This is a genomic window from Corynebacterium sp. UMB6689 (assembly GCF_030215295.1).
GTDB lineage: Bacteria > Actinomycetota > Actinomycetes > Mycobacteriales > Mycobacteriaceae > Corynebacterium > Corynebacterium aurimucosum.
In genome coordinates this window covers 19,781-38,150 of record NZ_JASOLS010000003.1, presented here as the reverse complement: position 1 = coordinate 38,150, position 18,370 = coordinate 19,781, and the positions used below count along the sequence as shown (strand labels likewise).

Below are 18,370 nucleotides of genomic sequence, written 5' to 3'. Positions count from 1 at the left end.
GACGCGCAATTAACTAACGCGTCGCTACGACGTCAGAGACTTCAACGTGGTCGTTGTTTTCCATGTCTTCGCCCACGAAGTCGAGGTCTGTGCGCATGAGCATGGTGTTGTAGTCATGCCAGGACGTCAGAGTGTAATAGAGGTGCTGATCGTCCTGGTTCGGCAGAACGAAGGGAGCATAGGTGTCATTGAGCGGCTGGCCGCTGACGACCTTGGTGGTCTTTTCACTCACCAGCATGCGGCGCGGCGACCATGGGCCTTCTGGGCTATCGGCCGTGCGCATAACGATGCCTTCGCCCTCCACCCCGTACATAGTGATGTATTTGCCCAAGTAGTGGTTGTAAGCCACAGAGAGTTCGGATACCTTGCCGTCGAGTACCTCGGTGGCGCGCGCCGGATTCTTCACCCAGGAGCCGTCAGAGTAGTAGCTGAAGGCTTCCTCGTTAGGAAACTCCGACTTCAACGCACGGGACAAATATGCTGGGCCGCGGCGGCCGTTGCCGGTGGTGAAGCGGTAAATGTACTCGTCGTGCTCGATGAAGGCTGATTGTTGAAGTTTTTCAAACCCTTTGCGGTAGTTGGCGCCGCCGGGAATCGGCGCGTTCGCACCGTGGCTAGTGTTGGTTCGGGTGGCCTCTGGCACTGCGCGCCACGTGACTCCGCCATCAGTCGACTTCACGGTCGCGCCAAAGTTGGTGGACCAGCCGGTCTTCGGATCGTGCCAGGAGCGCACCGACATGTAGTCGATGTAGTGCACGCCGTCGACCACTATGCCGGCCGTGGGGATAGTGGTGCGCTCGCCGTTGGTGTCTTTATCTCCCACCTTCTGGGAAGGGATGAACTCCTTAGCCCGGCCTTGAGCCGACCATCCAGAGTTCGTTAGTGCTTCCTCCAGGCGCAGGCCGTCACCATAGTCGTGGTCGCTCGTGCGCAAAAGGAGGTTGGAACGCCACCCGTCGCCCTCGCTTGAGCAATCCATGGAATCGCCGAAGACATAGTAGGATTTGCCCGCGCCATCCGAGTAGGCGATGCCGAGGTCAGTTCCGGAAATATCAAACTTCCGGTCGGTGCGGTTTGGAGAACCGGAACCAGTGATGAGCTGCATGATTTGGGTTGGCCCGCCGCTGATCTGGCGCTGGTTATAGTTGCTGCGCTGTGGTGCCTCAGTATTGCCCGAACTGCTGGACCGGGAAGAGCTGCCGAGTAGGGCGTCGAGCCCACCGAGCGAAGAGCCGGAAGTCTCGGGTTTCGACGTGAAGCTGCCGGACCTCGAGTAGGCCGTACACGGTGACGCGTGGGCCGCAGGGGAGTGGGTCACGATAGCGACAGGCACTAGTCCGGCAATGGTCAACGCGCTGGTAAGAGAACGAAGCTTCATGTCAGCAGATTCTAAAGGAGAGCGCCAACTTTTAAAGGATATGGCGGCTAAAATTTACCTTGTGCTCGCATCCCGTTCACATTCCCTGCTTAATCTGCACCTCCATGGGAACGTGGGATGTTGGGCCTTTTGATAATCACGCCGCGTGCGAAGTGCTCGCGGCAATCCGTGATGGCTCCTTCGATCTTGATACGTTTAAGAAAAGCTGCGTGGATTCTCCCATCGACGTCGATGATGCCGAGGTAATCATTGCCTTGGGGGCATTGGCCACCACGCCTGAAGATAGGCTCCCCGCTGGAATTAGCGCGGATGACGTTAAAGCTTTGCGCACACCACAGACCCGGGCCTGGTTGCGCAAGAAAATCAATACAGCGATGGAGCCCAACAGTTCCCCGATTTATGCGTTGTGGGAAACCACGGGTGAGCTTGAACTGTGGTTGCGCAGGACGCGCGCGGCGTTGCCCTAAAATGCAGTGAGGCCTCCCTTCACAGACACAGGTGAGACAGGTTGCCTAGCCAGTGGGCCCTAGCAGGTTTCGTGGTGTGCGCGTTAGACTGGTCAGCATGGCTTTTGCTGCTGAACACCCCATCCTGCCCGTCTCCGAACATCGCCCTGTTGGCGAAATCGAGCGGCGCTCCGCCGAGTTCCGTGTTGAGTCCGAATTCCAGCCCGCTGGCGACCAGCCCGCCGCCATCGCGGAACTGGATGAGCGGCTCAGTCGCGGCGAGCGCGACGTGGTACTCATGGGTGCCACGGGTACCGGTAAATCCGCGACAGCCGCCTGGCTCATCGAAAAGCAGCAGCGCCCAACACTTGTGATGGCGCCGAATAAAACGCTGGCGGCGCAGCTGGCAAATGAGCTGCGCCAGCTTCTCCCACACAACGCGGTGGAGTACTTCGTCTCCTATTACGACTACTACCAACCGGAAGCCTATATCGCGCAGACGGATACCTACATTGAGAAGGACTCCTCTATCAATGAGGACGTGGAGCGCCTCCGCCACTCCGCCACGTCAGCTCTTCTTTCTCGCCGTGATGTGGTTGTGGTTTCTTCTGTGTCGTGTATCTACGGTCTGGGCACGCCGCAGTCCTATCTTGATCGCTCTGTTGTGCTAGAGGAAGGGGAGGAGATCGACCGCGATCGCTTCCTCCGCTTGCTCGTGGATATTCAGTATGAGCGCAATGACGTGGGCTTTACGCGCGGAACCTTCCGCGTCAAGGGCGATACCGTGGATATTATCCCTGCCTATGAAGAGCGCGCGGTGCGCATCGAGTTCTTCGGCGATGACGTGGACGAGCTCTACTACATCCACCCCTTGACGGGCGACGTGCTGGAGCGGGTCGACGAGGTAAGAATCTTCCCCGCAACGCACTATGTAGCTGGGCCAGAGCGCATGGCCCGTGCCATCGAGGACATCAAGGAGGAGCTCGCGGAGCGCCTCGCGGAGCTGGAGAACCGCGGCAAGTTGCTCGAAGCGCAGCGCCTGCGCATGCGTACCGAATACGACCTTGAGATGATCGAGCAGGTGGGCTTTTGCTCCGGCATTGAGAACTATTCGCGCCACGTTGATGGACGTCCCGCCGGCTCCGCGCCGGCGACACTCCTGGACTATTTCCCAGAGGACTTCCTCACCATCATCGATGAGTCTCACGTGACCGTCCCGCAGATCGGCGGCATGTTTGAGGGCGATATGGCCCGCAAGCGCAACCTCGTGGAGTTTGGCTTCCGTTTGCCTTCTGCCGTAGACAACCGTCCGCTCACTTTCGATGAGTTCGAAGAACGTGTGGGACAAGCGGTGTACATGTCGGCGACGCCCGGTGATTTCGAAATGACGGCTTCCGGCGGCGAGTTCGTGGAACAGGTCATTCGCCCCACCGGCCTCGTAGATCCCAAGGTGACGGTCAAGCCCACCAAGGGCCAGATTGATGATCTCATCGATGAGGTCCGCGCCCGCACCGCGAAGCAGGAGCGCGTCCTGGTCACGACGTTGACCAAACGCATGGCAGAGGACCTCACGGACTATTTGCTGGAACACGGTATCAAGGTGCGCTACCTCCACTCGGATATTGACACGCTTCAGCGCGTGGAGCTGCTGCGCCAATTGCGCTTGGGGGAATTCGATGTCCTCGTGGGCATCAACCTGCTGCGTGAGGGCCTCGACCTTCCTGAAGTTTCACTTGTCGCCATCTTGGATGCCGATAAGGAAGGTTTTCTGCGCTCCACCACCTCGCTTATTCAGACTATTGGCCGCGCCGCCCGAAATGTGTCCGGTGAGGTCATCATGTACGCCGATAAGATTACGGACTCAATGCAGGAAGCCATCGAGGAGACTGAGCGCCGCCGTGAGAAGCAGATTGCCTATAACAAGGAGCACGGCATCGACCCGCAGCCGCTACGCAAAAAGATCGCCGATATCTTGGACCAGGTTTATGAGAACGCCGATGAGCAGGGGCAGGACGCGGATCCCACGGCCATCGTCGACAAGCCGGATGTGTCCTCCATGGCTGCCGACGAGGTGCAGGCGCTTATCGACGACCTAACGACCCAAATGCGCGAGGCAGCCCGGGAGCTCAAATTCGAGTTGGCGGGGCGCTTACGCGATGAGATCGCTGATCTGAAAAAGGAGCAACGCGGTCTCAAGGAGGCCGGCATTTGACGACGCGCCTAGTCCTGAAATTTGCCAACTCAATGTGCGGGTAAAACCCGTCTCGGCATAGCAGACCGTGTCATACTATTTAAAGATTAAGCACTACTTATAAGGAGAATTATGCTGAGCTACAACGTTATCGCTGTCGGAACCGATGGTTCTCAGACGTCCATGCGCGCTGTCCGTTCTGCCGCATCCATGGCGCGCGCTTATGACGCGACACTGATTATCGTGTCTGCTTTCTACAACCACTCGGGTTCGATGCTCGGCGCCCCGAACTCAGAGGATGCCCGAGTACCGGTTGTGAGCGAAGAGATGTCGGAAAGCTTCCTCAACAATGCCGCGGAGATTGCGCACGGCGAGGGGGCGGAGCGGATTGAGATCATCGCTAAGTCCGGTGACCCGGTGAATTCGCTCCTCGAGGTCGGCAGGGACCATGACGTTGATATGTTCGTTGTGGGTAACAAGGGAATTCATTCGGTGCGTGGTCGCGTGTTCGGCTCCGTGGCGACGGAGCTCACTCGTAAAGCCCACGCTGACGTCGTCGTGGTCAACACCACTGACTAGGGCAGAACATGGCGCGCTGAGCCTCGTGCGCGCTGATCGACGTGAACGCGCCAGCGTTGTTAGACTAGCGGGTGCGCAAAAGCTTTAAAATTTTGTCAAGCGGTGGCCTCATGGTTGAGGCCAGCGAAGAAAGGTCATCATGAGCGATTACAACAAGATCGTGGTCGGCACCGACGGTTCCAAGTCCTCCCTGCTTGCTGTGGAGCGCGCCGCCAAGATCGCCGCAGCCTTCGATGCCACCCTCATCATCGGTTGCGCCTACTACGAGAACCAGGAGCAGGCTTCCAAGACTTTGCGCCAGGATTCCGTGACGATTCTCGGTGATGAGAAGGCCCAGGCCAACCTCGCCTCTGGCAAGGAGCACGCAGAGAAGTTCGGCGTGGCGAAGGTGGAGACCGCTGTGCGCCCGGGCACCCCGGTTCAGGCCCTGATGTCCATTGTCAACGACAACAAGGCAGACCTGCTCATCGTGGGTAACCGTGGAATCAACTCCCTGACCGGCCGCCTGCTTGGTTCGGTACCGGCGGACGTCGCACGTCAGTCTGATTGCGATGTCATGATTGTCCACACCGTCAACTAACGCTTTATTGCGTGCACGGCGCGCAGCGCCCAGAGACCTTCAAAGAAAGGGTTACCTGGGCCGCTGCGCGCCTTTTCTTATCTTCCTAGCTGGAAGGAAGAGTGCGGTAGGCACGGGCAAGGGCGTTACCGTCGGTGCCTTGAATGAGCGGGATATCGAAAGAAGACTGCTCGTTGACCTTCACCAAGGGAGCGAGCGAGCCGTGGGACAGCAGCTGCTCCTGCGGTGTGAGATTGCGTATCGCAACTGCTGCCACATGGTTAGGATGCTCCGCTGCCGCGTCCGCATAGGTCAAGGGATCGTGCTGGCCATCATCACCGATGAGCAGCCAGCGCAGTTTGCGGAAAGCGATGAACAGGTTTCGCAATTGGACGCGCTTGTGCTCCAGGCCATTGCGGAAGAGGCCGGTAGGTGTAGGCCCCCAATCCGTCAGGAGTAGCGGGCCGCGGGGGAATCCGTTGTCCGCCATGAAGTTCACCAACGTGTCATAGGTGTTCCACGCACCGGTGGAGAGGTAAATGAAGGGTGCCTCTGGGTGCTGCTGGTAGATCTCTCGGTAGAAGCTGGCCATGCCTTCTACTGGTTTGCGCGTATTAGTGCGCTTGACCCAAGAATTCCACGCCGCAATCATCGCGCGTGGCAGCCACGTGACCATGATGGTGTCATCGATATCGCTGACCACACCGAAGGTCGTGTCCTTATCCACGATGAGGACCTCCGCGCTGGCTTCCTCGGCGCCCTTGGCACGGATGGTGACCTCGTGCCAACCGGGTTCTAGCCCGTGGTCATGGACTAGCACGTCGACATAGCCGTTGTCGTTCGTGGTGCCCGCTACCGTTTTCCCGCCAACCGTAACTTCAACCTCGTGGTGCGTGACCTGAATGGTGAAGAACTGGCGGTATCCGCGTTGAGCCCACGTATCGCGCTCTTCGGCGGCAGGGTCATGCATGAGGACCCGCCCCAGCACGTGGACGAATTCCTCGTTGCCGTAGCCGGCATAGCCAGTAACACTGGGGCGCCAGCCTTTGCGTGCTGAGCGCTTGAGCGAGTAAGCATTTGCGGTGGATTCGACTTTGCGGGCGATATCGGAAAGTGCCATGCGCACCAGATTAACGGAAAACCTCCGCGTAGCGGCCGGCGATGGTGAGGGACTGCGTCGCACGCGTCAGCGCCACGTAGAGGTTGTGCAGACCCTGCGGGGACGCTTCCACGATGTCATCCGGATTGACTACGGTGACGTGGTCAAACTCCAGTCCTTTGATCTGCTCAACGTTGGCTGCGGTGATCACAGCGCGCAGGCGCCCGTCAGCGTCCTGGAAGGTTGCGGGCTGAAGGTCGCTCTCACCGTCCTGCCAGATAACGTCCACACCGTCGCGCACCGCGATGCCTGGCGTCGCCTCGGGGTTGATGGATTGAAGGAGCTGGTTGGCCAGCTCCGTGATCGGGCGCGGGGTTCGGTAGTTGACACTCAGACCGTGCAATCGGAAGCGCTGGCCGACGAAAGGCTCGAGAGTCTCGCCCCAATCATCAACGCCGGCGGGAGCTCCAGTCTGGGAGGTATCGCCGACGAGCGTCATCCACCGGGAAGGGCTGCGCCGGAAAATCATGCGCCACTCCATTGGGGTCAACTCCTGTGCCTCGTCGACGATGACGTGCCCGTAAGCCCACGTGTAGTCCTCGCGGGCACGTTGAGCGGTGGTGCGGGAATCCCGAACTTCGTGGCGTCGAGCGAGGTGCTCGGCATCGATGACGTCGTGGGCAGAGAGAATCTCCGCTTCGAACATGTCATCATCGTTGTCGGTGGAATCAGATGAGCTCAGAATGTCGAGGGCATCTTCTGCCTCGGCGACCTGCTCACGCCATTCCTTCTCCTCTGCAGCGCGTTCCGCTTCTGGGTCTGGCATGCCGATGAGGACAGCGAGTTCGTCGAGAAGCGCAGCGTCGGACGCCGCCCAAGCCCGGCCATCCTCGCGGTAGAGGGCACCCCGGGTTTCCTCATCGTAGGCGCTGGCCGCTGAATCGATGCGTTCGGTGCTGCTCAGGAGCTCGGCGAGCACATCTGTAGGCGCCAGATGGGGCCAGAACTCGTCGATGAGCTCCAGGACCTGCGGTTCTTCAGCAAGATCATCGTGGAGCTGGTCCACATCTGCGCGGGAGAGCAGGTTGGCGCCTCCCAGCGGATCAGAACCGATGCGTTCGGCCATCTGTTGGGCCAGCGATTCGATGAGGTGTTCCGCAAACGCGGCTTGGGCATCGTTGTGCGGCTTGCGCGAGCGCCGTGCGCGGGTTCGTGCTGCCTTGACCATCTGGGGGGCCACGGTGAGCTCGAGCCGATCGATCTCCAGCGTGCGCAGCTGCTCGGGCACACGCTGGTAGTCCTTCACCGCGTTGCCGAGAATCTCCACCATGGCCTCTGAACCCTTGATTTCGCGGGCGAGCAAGGTTTCAGCGTGTGTAGCCTCGATGCTGGGGAAGAGAGAAGAAATGGTGGAGAGTACAACGCCGGTCTCACCAAGTTCCGGGAGTACTCGGGAAATGTATTCCAGGAAGGTGGAATTGGGGCCCACGATGAGCACGCCCGTGGCGGCTAATTGTTCGCGGTAGGTGTAGAGCAAGTAAGCCACACGGTGCAGCGCCACCGCCGTCTTGCCGGTTCCTGGTCCGCCTTCGACCACCATGACTCCGCGCGTGCTGTCACGGATGATCTCATCCTGTTCGCGCTGAATGGTCTCCACGATGGAGGGCATATGGCCAGTGCGGGCACGCTGCATGACGTGGTGGAGGGCGGATTCACTAGCGACATCGCTGCTTTCTGCAGTGTTGTCTCCTTCGAGGATCTCGTCGCTAATACCGGTGACAGTGCGACCGGTAGTCCTGATATGCCGGCGGACGTGAACCCCTTCAGGGTGCGCAGTGGTTGCCAGGTAGAAGGGCCGCGCCATCGGGGCACGCCAATCCAAAAGAAGCGTGCGGTAGTCCTCCTCCCGGGCATCAAGTCCCATGCGGCCGATATAGCGGCGGTCGAGGCCTTCCGGGGTGGGGTTATCGCCAGGTGCATCAATGTCGATGCGCCCAAAAACTAGACCGAGTTGGGCGACGTTAAGTCGATCCAGCTTGGCTTGTAGGCCGTGGTACTCGGTTTCGCGGCGCACGAGAGCATCAGCATCTGGGGTATGAGGGTCGACGGCTGCTTGCACCTCGTTGAGGCGTACATTGGCAGCGTGGACCTCGTTGTCCAGACGCTCAAAGAGGCCGTCGACATAGGCTTGTTCGCTGGCTATTTCGGCGCTGTGCTCGCTCGCGTGGGCGCTGGTTTTCCCGGTGTGAGTCGCGGGTGAAGATTCAGACACAAGGCTCCTTGGGTGCGTATGAAGGCTTCTCGTGAACAGACGGGAAGTAAGAAGGGAGATAAAGGAAGAGTGGACAGGAAAAAGAACAACGGCCCAGCATACTAGCTGAGCCGTTGTTGTCTCCACCGCGGTGATTATCGCGGTGCGTTGCGGGGCTTTCCGCAGCGTAGGAAGGAGAGCTTAGAAGCGGTCACCAAACTTCTTGAAAGCTTTATCCAGCTTCTTGGAGGCTTGCTTCTGGAGCTTCTCAGCGCGCTTGCGAGCCTTCTTCTGGGCGCGCTTTCCGTCGAGCGAATCTGCCTTGGCTAGGGCCTCGTCAGCGCGGTCTTGTGCCTTGCCGGCTGCCTTTACCAGACCCTTGCGGGCGGTTTCGGTGTTGTCACGTGCAGCGTCAAGCCAATCATCTTTGTTCTCCTCAAAGAACTCACGAGCGGTCTCAGCCTTGTCCTCGACGAAGGAGCGCGCGGAGTCGATGAAGTCCCGGCCAGCGGACTCCCAATCATCACGGTTGTCCTCGACGTAGTCCTTGGCGGTTTCGAACCAGTCATTAGCCTTATTGGTCACATCAGAAGAAATCTCGTTGGCGCGGTTGGAGAAGTCTTCTGCGAACTTCTGCTGCTCGGACTTACCCGGCAGCGCCTGCTGGATCTTCTTGTTGGCACGCTCCGAGGCCTTGGCAGCACGCCAACGCACGGAGGGCTTGCCTTCGGTGTCCTGCGTAACAATGGCCAAGGCACCAAGTAGGGCAGTGTTGGTGATGAAGCTGTTGCGCTGTGCTTCCTTGTCCTTCTTGGAATCGGCGGTCCAGAAAGCGTTGCCCACCAGGTTAGGGACGTGCGTCAGCGCGAGCACTGCAGCCGAGGTGCGCGGGGCTTTGCCCAGTGCCAAGGTGGTACCTGCAGCGGTCTTCGCACCGCCGAGTGCGCGGGTAACGAGCTCTGGGTCATTTGGGATGTAGCCTGCATATTCGCGGGGCAGCACCTTGCGCAGGCGCTTGAGCGCGGACTCGGTGTCCGCGACGTGCTCCGAGGTGTTGCGGAGCGTATCCACACCATCCCAGACAAACACGGAGGCCAGCATAGGACGGGCAAATTTACGAATCATAACGTGCTCCATTCAATAGATCTTTAAAGACGTTCGTCACACCATAGTACGCGGGTTAAGCAAGTGCCGCTGTCAGTGCAGCAGTTAATAAGTTGTTACCAACGCCGCTCCCACCATTCGTCCATGTGCGGGCGCTCTGCGCCGAGCGTGGTGGGTGCGCCGTGCCCAGGGCGGACGATCGCTTCGTCCGGGTAGACATCAAAGAGACGCTGCGTGACATCCTTGTACAGACGCACGAAGTCACCTTCCGAGGTGGTCTTGCCCACTCCGCCAGGAAACAGTGAATCGCCAACGAAAAGGTTGGTAACCCCATCAATCTCTGCGGTAATGGCCGCACCGCCGGGGGTGTGTCCGCGCAGAATAATAACGGGTAGTTCGTAGCCGGCGAATGGGAGCGTATCGCCGTGCTCCAGCTCGACGTCGACGGGTGCCGGCAAGGCAGGGGAGTCCAGGAAAGAGGAGTAATGCACGGCACCGGTTTTATCCAGAACCTCTTTGAGCGCGCGCACGTGGTCCCAATGACGGTGCGTGGTGAGAACGGAAGTGATCTTTACCCCATGGTCGGCGGCCAAGGAGAGCAGCGCAGGGGCGTCAGCGGAGGCGTCGATAAGCAGCGCCTCGTCACCGGCGCACAACAGGTAGCAATTGTTGTCCATCTCGGACACGGAAATTTTGTGAAGCTCAAGCGCGTTGTTCATAAGTCCAACCATACGGGTACATTCTGAGTGAGAACTCTCTGAACACACATTCTTTTGTGTAGGAAGGCAGCAACTAGTGGCTGATCGTTTGGTCGTACGAGGTGCGCGTGAGCACAACCTCAAGGGCGTGGATATCGACATTCCGCGCGATAACCTGGTGGTGTTTACCGGTCTATCAGGATCCGGTAAGTCCTCACTCGCCTTTGACACCATCTTCGCCGAGGGCCAGCGGCGCTACGTGGAGTCCTTAAGCTCTTATGCGCGCATGTTCCTCGGCCAAATGGATAAGCCGGACGTCGAGTTTATCGATGGCTTATCACCGGCGGTGTCCATTGACCAAAAATCCACCAACCACAATCCGCGTTCCACCGTCGGAACCATCACTGAAATTTATGACTACCTGCGTTTGCTCTTTTCTCGCGCGGGTACAGCGCACTGTCCTGAGTGCGATGCCGTCATTGAGCGCCAAACCCCGCAGCAGATCGTGGATGAGGTCTTAAGTCACGAGGAGAAGCTTAAGTTCCAGGTCCTTGCCCCTGTGGTGCGCCGACGTAAGGGCGAGTTCGTTGACCTCTTCGCAGATCTCGCGGCGCAGGGTTATTCCCGCGTTCGGGTGGATGGTGAGCTTTACCAGCTCAGTGACCCGCCCAAGCTGAAGAAGCAGATCAAGCACGACATCGATGTCGTCGTGGACCGCCTGCAGGTGAAGGCTTCTCAAAAGCAGCGGCTGACGGATTCGGTGGAAACAGCACTGCGCTTGGCAGACGGCCTAGTCACCCTGGATTTCGTAGACCGCGAAGAGCTCACGCACACCTACTCGGAGAAAGCAGCCTGCCCCAATGGCCACACGCTGACCATTGAGGAATACGAGCCTCGCGCGTTCTCGTTCAACGCGCCTTTCGGTTCCTGCCCGGTGTGCGATGGCTTGGGCACGCGCCTTGAAGTGGATGTGGATTTGTTGATCCCGGATCCGGATGCCCCGGCTGTCGAAGCCATCCAACCGTGGACGTCGAGCCCCAACGCGCGATATTTTGTCAAACTGGTTGAAGGGCTAGCGAAAGCCCTGGACTTTGATCCGCGCACCCCGGTGTCCGAGCTGAGCAAGGAGCAGCGCCACGCGCTGATTTATGGCACGGATGTGGAAGTCAGCGTGCGCTATAAGAACCGCTATGGCCGCCAGCGCAACTGGACCGCGCCGTTCGAGGGTGCCATCGGCTTCTTGGAACGCAAGCTCGATCAGACGGATTCTGAATCCCAGAAGGACCGTCTGCTTCAGTACACCCGCCGCGTGCCTTGTAACGCTTGTGGCGGTACCCGCCTGAAGCCGGAAATCTTGGCGGTGCGCTTAGCCTCCACCGCACATGGCGAGCAGTCCATCGCTGGCTTGACGGCGCTGTCCATCGAGGAGGTGGCGGAGTTCCTCGACTCGCTCGTGTTGGGCCACCGCGAGGAGATCATCGCCGGTGCCGTGCTCAAAGAAATCCAGGCTCGCCTGCGCTTTCTTCTCGACGTCGGCCTGAACTACCTGACCCTTGACCGCGGCGCCTCCACGTTGTCCGGCGGTGAAGCACAGCGCATTCGACTCGCCACCCAGATTGGTTCTGGTCTGGCGGGAGTCCTCTACGTGCTGGATGAGCCCTCGATTGGCCTGCACCAGCGCGATAATCAGCGCCTTATCGCCACGTTGAAGCGCCTGCGCGATATCGGAAACACCTTGATTGTGGTGGAACATGATGAAGACACCATCCGGGAAGCGGACTGGCTTGTCGACGTTGGGCCTCGCGCCGGCGAATTTGGCGGAACTGTGGTCTATCAGGGAGAACCCGCCGGTATCGAATCCGTGGAGGAGTCCCTGACGGGGCAGTATCTGTCAGGAAAGAAGAACCTTGCGGTCCCGGATACACGCCGTGAGATTGACCCCGAGCGCATGCTCAAGGTCGTCGGCGCGCGCGAGAATAACCTCAAGGGTATTGACGTCGAGATTCCACTGGGCGTCCTCGTCTGCGTCACTGGTGTGTCTGGCTCAGGAAAGTCCACGGTGGTCAACCAAATCCTGGCCAAGACCTTGGCCAACAAGCTCAACCGTGCTCGCCAAGTGCCCGGTCGTGCCACACGCGTGGAGGGCGTGGAACACCTAGACAAGCTGGTCCAGGTGGACCAGAGCCCCATCGGCCGCACCCCGCGCTCGAATCCGGCAACCTACACAGGCGTCTTCGACAAGATTCGTAATCTTTTCGCGGAAACCCAGGAGGCGAAGGTCCGCGGCTACAAGCCGGGCCGGTTCTCCTTCAACGTTAAGGGTGGACGCTGTGAGGCCTGCCAAGGCGACGGCACCATCAAGATTGAAATGAACTTCCTGCCCGATGTTTACGTGCCGTGCGAGGTCTGTGATGGTGCCCGCTATAACCGCGAAACGCTGGAGGTCCTTTATAAAGGTAAGAACATCGCAGAGGTTCTCGATATGCCGATTTCGGAGGCAGCCGAGTTCTTCGAACCCATCACCTCAATTCATCGCTACCTCAACACCTTGGTGGAGGTAGGCCTGGGATATGTCCGCTTGGGTCAGGCCGCCACGACGCTTTCTGGTGGTGAGGCACAGCGCGTAAAGCTGGCATCCGAGCTTCAGAAGCGCACGAATGGACGCACGGTCTACATCTTGGATGAGCCGACGACTGGTTTGCATTTTGAGGACATCCGCAAACTTATGCTCGTCATCCAGGGGCTGGTGGACAAGGGCAATTCGGTCATCATCATTGAGCACAACCTAGACGTCATCAAGGCCGCCGACTGGATCGTGGATATGGGGCCAGAAGGCGGTTCCGGTGGCGGGACTGTCGTGGCCCAAGGCACGCCGGAGGACGTGGCGCAGGTAGAAGGCTCCTATACGGGAGGTTTCCTCAAGGAGATGGTGTGATGGTGAGGCAGAAGAACACCCCCAGGGCTGCTTTAGCTCTTTGCCTCGCCGTGGCAACAACCTTAACTGGCTGTTCGAGCCCCGAACAGAACATCAAGCATCCATCTACTGAAGAAGCAGGTGAGGGTGATACGCCGAACTTCGACGTGTCCTCGCAGCTGCGCGCCGTTATCGCCGACGTAGAAAGCGAGTTTGACGTTCGTGCCGGTGTGTCCGTGGCGGATAAAAAGGAGACGTTCAACGCTGGGCTCAAGGGCCATGAACCCGCATGGTCGACCGTGAAGGTTCCCATCGCCATTGCCGCTCTGCGTGATGGAGCTAGCCTCGAGCTCGTGGACCTCGCAATTAAAGAATCTGATAATGATGCAGCCTATGCACTGTGGTCCCACGTCCAATGGACCGAGGGGGATGCCGGCAGCGCGGTGAAATCCCTGTTGAAAGAGTATGGCTCAACCGGCGAATTTGCCGACCCCTTTGGCTATTCCACGTGGTTGCTCGAAGAACAAGCGAAGTTCGGCGCGCACTTGCCGTGCATACCAGAAGCTGAGCAAGTGTATGACGCGATGGATGACATCGTGGAGTGGCAAGACAATGGGCTTGATAAGCTGCCGGACACCCGCGCCAAAGGTGGCTGGGGATTATCTGAAACTGATAACGGATATACTCACCGTCAAATTGGAGTTCGAGAAACTGCAGGCGGCGGGACTGCGGAGAATAGCGCGGTGGGTCTGGCCATTGAGGTCACTATGCCTGGGGAGTATGCCGATGAAGCGATACCCGCCCTCGACATGCTAGCCGCCGGAGTTGACCGAGTGGTCTCTGAGGCGCTGAAAGCCAGAGCACTAACGCCGTTGGAAGGTTGCGCGCAACCCAGTGCGCCATCAGCGGTGGTAGGGACGTCGTCAACCGCTGCGAGAGAGGTATCGACAAACACGTCGGCACGCCGATTTGGCTCACGATGATCGCGGTGATAGAGTAGTGCGCACTACCGCCCGTAGCGCCTCCTCCAGGAGGTACTTGGGCCGCAAGCGGAGTTTCTCCCACCCGATGCCGCGCAGGATGAATTGTCCAGTGCAGGATAAAGGTTAAGAGTAGGCGCCATTTATGGCGCGTGCTTGAAAAGAAACTCCCGGATGCCTATGGCACCGGGATTTATTCGTTTGTGGTCACGGTAGGCACACTACTAGCCCCCACAATCGAGGAGAACCACAATCAGCGCTGAAGCTCGCATTAATGAGCGCATCCGAGTACCCGAGGTCCGTCTTGTTGGCCCCGGTGGTGAACAGGTGGGCATCGTTCGTACAGACGATGCTCGCAAGCTCGCGTACGAAGCAGACCTTGACTTGGTCGAGGTCGCCCCGAACGCGAAGCCGCCCGTAGCCAAGATCATGGATTACGGCAAGTTTAAGTACGAGCAGGCCCAGAAGGCCCGCGAGTCCCGTAAGAATCAGCAGCAAACCGTGGTAAAGGAACAGAAGTTCCGTCCGAAGATTGATGATCACGATTACGAGACCAAAAAGGGCAACGTGGTGCGCTTCCTGGAGAAGGGTTCCAAGGTAAAGGTAACCATCATGTTCCGTGGTCGCGAGCAGTCGCGCCCGGAGCTCGGTTTCCGTCTGCTGGAGCGTTTGGCTGATGACGTCGCAGAGGTTGGCGTCGTGGAGTCGCGCCCCAAGCAGGATGGTCGCAACATGACCATGGTTCTTGGGCCCGTCCGCAAAGGCAAGAAGTAGACCACGCTCCACTTAGGATTTAAGGATTTAATTCTCATGAAGCAGAAGACTCACAAGGGCACCGCCAAGCGCATCAAGGTGACCGGCTCCGGCAAGCTGCGTCGCGAGCAGGCCAACCGCCGCCACCTCCTGGAGGGCAAGCCTTCCAAGCGCACCCGTCGCCTGAAGGGCACCGAGGACGTTGCCAAGGCAGACACCAAGCGCATCAAGCGCCTTCTCGGCCGCGCATAGTCAGCGCCGAAACACTCCATTTCCACACACCACAATCAAGATAAGGAAGTATTACTGTGGCACGAGTAAAGCGCTCAGTTAACGCCAAGAAGAAGCGTCGCGCGATCCTGAAGTCCGCTAAGGGCTACCGCGGCCAGCGCTCCCGTCTCTACCGCAAGGCCAAGGAACAGTGGCTGCACTCCATGACTTACGCTTACCGCGACCGTCGCGCCCGTAAGTCTGAGTTCCGCAAGCTGTGGATCCAGCGCATCAACGCTGCTGCTCGTATGAACGACATCACCTACAATCGCCTCATCCACGGCCTGCGCTTGGCTGAGATTGAGGTTGACCGCAAGATCCTGGCTGAGCTTGCTGTTAATGACTTCGAGGCTTTCTCCGCACTGTGCGAGGCCGCCAAGGCTGCACTGCCGGAGGACGTTAACGCTCCGAAGGCTGCTTAAGCTTTCACTAACCCGCCCACGCCCACTGCTTTCCGCATCAAGGAAACGGTGGGCGTTTGGCGTTCCAAGCTTCAATTATGGGCACAGGAGCCAATGGGGAATAGGCCCCAGTGTGGTGAAGAAAAAGGGGACATGGCGTGTGCTTTGTGTTACCTTAATCAAGTTCCCACGTTCTCTTCCTGTGTTTACAGGCTTAAAAAGGAGTCTTTCTCATGACCAACCCCAACGGCGGTTTCCAGCAGAACAACCCGAATGCTTCGGGCAATAACCCTCAGTACTCCAATCCGTTCGACTCCAACGGAAATCAGTACCAGGGCGGCAACTACGGCCAGAACCTGCCGGCCCAGCAGGGCGGGTACCAAGGTCAAGGCCAGTATTACTCTCAGCAGGCTCCGGTCAACGCGCCGCAGAAGTCCTGGCTGGTTGCCCTTTTGCTGGCTTTCTTCCTCGGTGGCTTCGGCGCTCATAACTTTTACGTTGGCCGCACGGGTCGCGCTATCGGCCAGGTATCCCTCTGTGTCTTTAGCGTCTTAACGTCGTGGCTGGGTATTGGTGCAATCTCGGCGGGTATCCTCTGGATCTGGGTGATTATTGAGTTCATCATGATCATCGCCGGTGCAGGCGGTTATGACCGAGACTCCAACGGCATCCCGCTGAAGAAGTAGTCTTTTGCACATATTTTCTAGCCCACCTCTCTCAAGCTTGGAAGAGGTGGGCTAGCTGCATTGTGCTGCCCATGCGATCCGTGAGCTCGCAGGAGGCCTCGGTAGGGTGGGGGCTATGATACTGGACTTTGAGAATGCCTTCACCGAGCGCACGCCGCGCATAGTCAATGCCGCAAAATTGCATCGTGCCGCTAGCCGTCGGAAGGCAGAGCGTTTCCTTATTGAGGGTGAAAATGCTGTCGACGCAGCGGTGTCCACAGGCGCAGCCACGGACGTTTTCATAACGGAAAAGGCCGCCGAACGCTTTGCACATATTGTGCAAACCTGCGGCTATATGGACGTCTATGTTCATCCCATCTCCGACAAGGCAGCCAAGCACCTCTCCGATACGGCCACGAGCACAGGCCTCTTTGCTGTGTGCCGTCCTGTCCTGTGGACTGCAGGTAAAATCCTGGCGGGCAAGCCGCGTTTGGTCTCAGTCCCAGTGCTTACTTCCGAGCCGGGCAATGCAGGTACCTTGATCAGGACTTCGGATGCCATGGGCGCCGATGGCGTCATCTTCGCGGGTGAGACGGTCGACCCCTTGGGCTGTAAAGTCGCGCGTGCATCAGCTGGCTCACTCTTCCATATTCCCGTGGCTCGTGATCCCAATATCAAAGATGTCTTGGGTAAGTTGCGCTCCTCCGGCATGCAGGTGCTGGCAACGGCCGCTGACGGCGAGGTGGACCTCGCGGATGCGGACCTTTCCCAACCCACCGCATGGCTGTTTGGAAACGAAGCCCATGGTCTGGGAGAGCTGTTGGATGAAGCCGATATGCGCGTGCGCATTCCGATTTTGGGCCGTGCAGAGTCTCTGAACCTTGCCACGGCTGCCAGCATCTGCCTGTACGAATCTGCCAAGCAGCAGAACCGCTAGTCTCTCCTTGGGCTGGGGCTGGTGGCCACAGAAGTCGGGGAGCACGGTAAGATAGCTCGCGTTAGTTTTTGTGCGAGAAGAAGGTAATCAAGGCACGTGTCCGACACACCTCAGATCGAATTGACCGAAGAGGCCCTCGAGGCCGCCGCGCAGAAGGCCATTGCCGCCTTCGAGGCTGCATCCGACCTCGACGAGCTCACTTCCGCCCGCCGTGAGCACCTTGGTGATGGCGGCTATATCCCGCAGGCCCGCCAGTCGCTGGGGCAGTTGCCAAAGGATCAGCGCAAGGATGCTGGGCGTGCGGTAAACATCGCGCGCGGCAAGATGGAGAAGCGCTTTGCACAAATTCGTGAAGTGCTCGAGCAGGAGGCTCGCGCCGCGCAGCTCAAGGCGGAGAAAGTCGACGTCACCGTCCCAACTACCCGGGCGCAGACCGGTGCTTTACACCCAATTACTGCGCTGTCGGAGCGCATTGCGGACATCTTCGTGGGCATGGGCTGGGAAATCGCCGACGGCCCAGAGGTCGAGGCTGAGTACTTCAACTTCGATGCTCTGAACTTCAAGCCCGACCATCCGGCACGTACGTTGCAGGACACCTTCCATGTGGGTAAGGAGGGCTCGAAGCAGGTTCTCCGTACTCACACGTCGCCGGTGCAGGTGCGTACGATGCTCGAGCGTGATGTACCGCTCTACATCGCCTGCCCAGGCCGAGTTTTCCGTACCGACGAGCTCGACGCGACCCACACGCCGGTCTTCCACCAGGTGGAAGGCCTTGCCGTGGATAAGGGACTGACCATGGCCCACCTGCGCGGCACTCTGGAGCACCTGGCCAAAGTTCTCTTCGGTCCGGAGACCACCACTCGCATGCGGGTGAACTACTTCCCGTTCACCGAGCCTTCTGCTGAGGTCGATGTGTGGTTCCCGAACAAGAAGGGCGGCGCCGGCTGGATCGAGTGGGGTGGCTGCGGCATGGTTAACCCCAACGTTTTGCGTGCGGTCGGCATCGATCCGGAGGAGTACACCGGCTTCGCCTTCGGCATGGGCCTTGAACGCACCCTGCAGTTCCGCAATGGTCTCACCGACATGCGCGACATGGTGGAAGGCGATGTCCGCTTTACCTTGCCATTCGGCGTGCAGGCATAGGA

Annotated in this window: 17 protein-coding genes; 12 read left to right on the top strand and 5 right to left on the bottom strand. The window is 58.9% G+C overall.

The window, feature by feature from the left end; translation table 11 throughout:
• Nucleotides 1-13 precede the first annotated feature (13 nt).
• Nucleotides 14-1,378, bottom strand: coding sequence for a DUF4185 domain-containing protein (locus tag QP363_RS02130; RefSeq protein ID WP_070446882.1), 1,365 nt, complete (start codon nucleotides 1,376-1,378; stop codon nucleotides 14-16).
• 104 nt (nucleotides 1,379-1,482) lie between these two features.
• Here QP363_RS02130 and QP363_RS02125 point away from each other — a divergent pair, with 104 nt between their 5' ends.
• The 4 genes from QP363_RS02125 to QP363_RS02110 all read left to right on the top strand — a co-directional run bounded on the left by QP363_RS02125 (nucleotide 1,483) and on the right by QP363_RS02110 (nucleotide 5,174).
• Nucleotides 1,483-1,845: a DUF4259 domain-containing protein gene (locus QP363_RS02125; protein ID WP_201828125.1), complete on the top strand. Its 363-nt coding sequence runs from the start codon at nucleotides 1,483-1,485 to the stop codon at nucleotides 1,843-1,845.
• 97 nt (nucleotides 1,846-1,942) lie between these two features.
• Nucleotides 1,943-4,036, top strand: a complete 2,094-nt coding sequence (gene uvrB / locus QP363_RS02120) for an excinuclease ABC subunit UvrB (protein WP_070446886.1) — start codon at nucleotides 1,943-1,945, stop codon at nucleotides 4,034-4,036.
• A 111-nt stretch (nucleotides 4,037-4,147) separates the two neighbouring features.
• Nucleotides 4,148-4,594, top strand: a complete 447-nt coding sequence (locus tag QP363_RS02115; RefSeq protein WP_070644846.1) for a universal stress protein — start codon at nucleotides 4,148-4,150, stop codon at nucleotides 4,592-4,594.
• Between the two features lie 139 nt (nucleotides 4,595-4,733).
• Entirely contained in the window at nucleotides 4,734-5,174 is a 441-nt protein-coding gene (locus QP363_RS02110) for a universal stress protein (protein ID WP_070446890.1), read from the top strand.
• An 85-nt stretch (nucleotides 5,175-5,259) separates the two neighbouring features.
• Here QP363_RS02110 and QP363_RS02105 read toward each other — a convergent pair whose 3' ends face one another.
• The 4 genes from QP363_RS02105 to QP363_RS02090 all read right to left on the bottom strand — a co-directional run bounded on the left by QP363_RS02105 (nucleotide 5,260) and on the right by QP363_RS02090 (nucleotide 10,326).
• Nucleotides 5,260-6,273: an App1 family protein gene (locus tag QP363_RS02105; RefSeq protein ID WP_070711267.1), complete on the bottom strand. Its 1,014-nt coding sequence runs from the start codon at nucleotides 6,271-6,273 to the stop codon at nucleotides 5,260-5,262.
• 10 nt (nucleotides 6,274-6,283) lie between these two features.
• Entirely contained in the window at nucleotides 6,284-8,524 is a 2,241-nt protein-coding gene (locus QP363_RS02100; RefSeq protein WP_070711266.1) for a UvrD-helicase domain-containing protein, read from the bottom strand.
• A gap of 180 nt (nucleotides 8,525-8,704) precedes the next feature.
• The gene (locus QP363_RS02095) at nucleotides 8,705-9,628 is read right to left on the bottom strand and encodes a DoxX family protein (RefSeq protein ID WP_070446965.1); all 924 of its coding nucleotides are present in this window, start codon (nucleotides 9,626-9,628) and stop codon (nucleotides 8,705-8,707) included.
• A gap of 95 nt (nucleotides 9,629-9,723) precedes the next feature.
• Nucleotides 9,724-10,326: an MBL fold metallo-hydrolase gene (locus tag QP363_RS02090; protein ID WP_070711265.1), complete on the bottom strand. Its 603-nt coding sequence runs from the start codon at nucleotides 10,324-10,326 to the stop codon at nucleotides 9,724-9,726.
• Between the two features lie 76 nt (nucleotides 10,327-10,402).
• Here QP363_RS02090 and uvrA point away from each other — a divergent pair, with 76 nt between their 5' ends.
• The 8 genes from uvrA (at nucleotide 10,403) to pheS (ending at nucleotide 18,368) form a co-directional block, all read left to right on the top strand.
• Nucleotides 10,403-13,240: an excinuclease ABC subunit UvrA gene (uvrA, locus tag QP363_RS02085; RefSeq protein WP_284762221.1), complete on the top strand. Its 2,838-nt coding sequence runs from the start codon at nucleotides 10,403-10,405 to the stop codon at nucleotides 13,238-13,240.
• A gap of 50 nt (nucleotides 13,241-13,290) precedes the next feature.
• Entirely contained in the window at nucleotides 13,291-14,202 is a 912-nt protein-coding gene (locus QP363_RS02080; RefSeq protein ID WP_284762219.1) for an S-adenosylmethionine synthetase, read from the top strand.
• 249 nt (nucleotides 14,203-14,451) lie between these two features.
• Nucleotides 14,452-14,973, top strand: a complete 522-nt coding sequence (gene infC / locus QP363_RS02075; RefSeq protein ID WP_080550383.1) for a translation initiation factor IF-3 — start codon at nucleotides 14,452-14,454, stop codon at nucleotides 14,971-14,973.
• Nucleotides 14,974-15,009: 36 nt separating this feature from the next.
• The gene (gene rpmI / locus QP363_RS02070) at nucleotides 15,010-15,204 is read left to right on the top strand and encodes a 50S ribosomal protein L35 (RefSeq protein WP_039675593.1); all 195 of its coding nucleotides are present in this window, start codon (nucleotides 15,010-15,012) and stop codon (nucleotides 15,202-15,204) included.
• Between the two features lie 56 nt (nucleotides 15,205-15,260).
• Nucleotides 15,261-15,644 (top strand): 50S ribosomal protein L20, encoded by a 384-nt coding sequence (rplT, locus tag QP363_RS02065; RefSeq protein ID WP_005323264.1) that lies wholly within the window; start codon nucleotides 15,261-15,263, stop codon nucleotides 15,642-15,644.
• Nucleotides 15,645-15,856: 212 nt separating this feature from the next.
• The gene (locus QP363_RS02060; RefSeq protein ID WP_070446903.1) at nucleotides 15,857-16,309 is read left to right on the top strand and encodes an NINE protein; all 453 of its coding nucleotides are present in this window, start codon (nucleotides 15,857-15,859) and stop codon (nucleotides 16,307-16,309) included.
• Nucleotides 16,310-16,424: 115 nt separating this feature from the next.
• On the top strand, nucleotides 16,425-17,225 hold the full coding sequence (locus QP363_RS02055) for an RNA methyltransferase (protein ID WP_070731197.1): 801 nt from the start codon (nucleotides 16,425-16,427) through the stop codon (nucleotides 17,223-17,225).
• A 96-nt stretch (nucleotides 17,226-17,321) separates the two neighbouring features.
• On the top strand, nucleotides 17,322-18,368 hold the full coding sequence (gene pheS / locus QP363_RS02050) for a phenylalanine--tRNA ligase subunit alpha (RefSeq protein WP_070446907.1): 1,047 nt from the start codon (nucleotides 17,322-17,324) through the stop codon (nucleotides 18,366-18,368).
• Nucleotides 18,369-18,370: the final 2 nt, after the last annotated feature.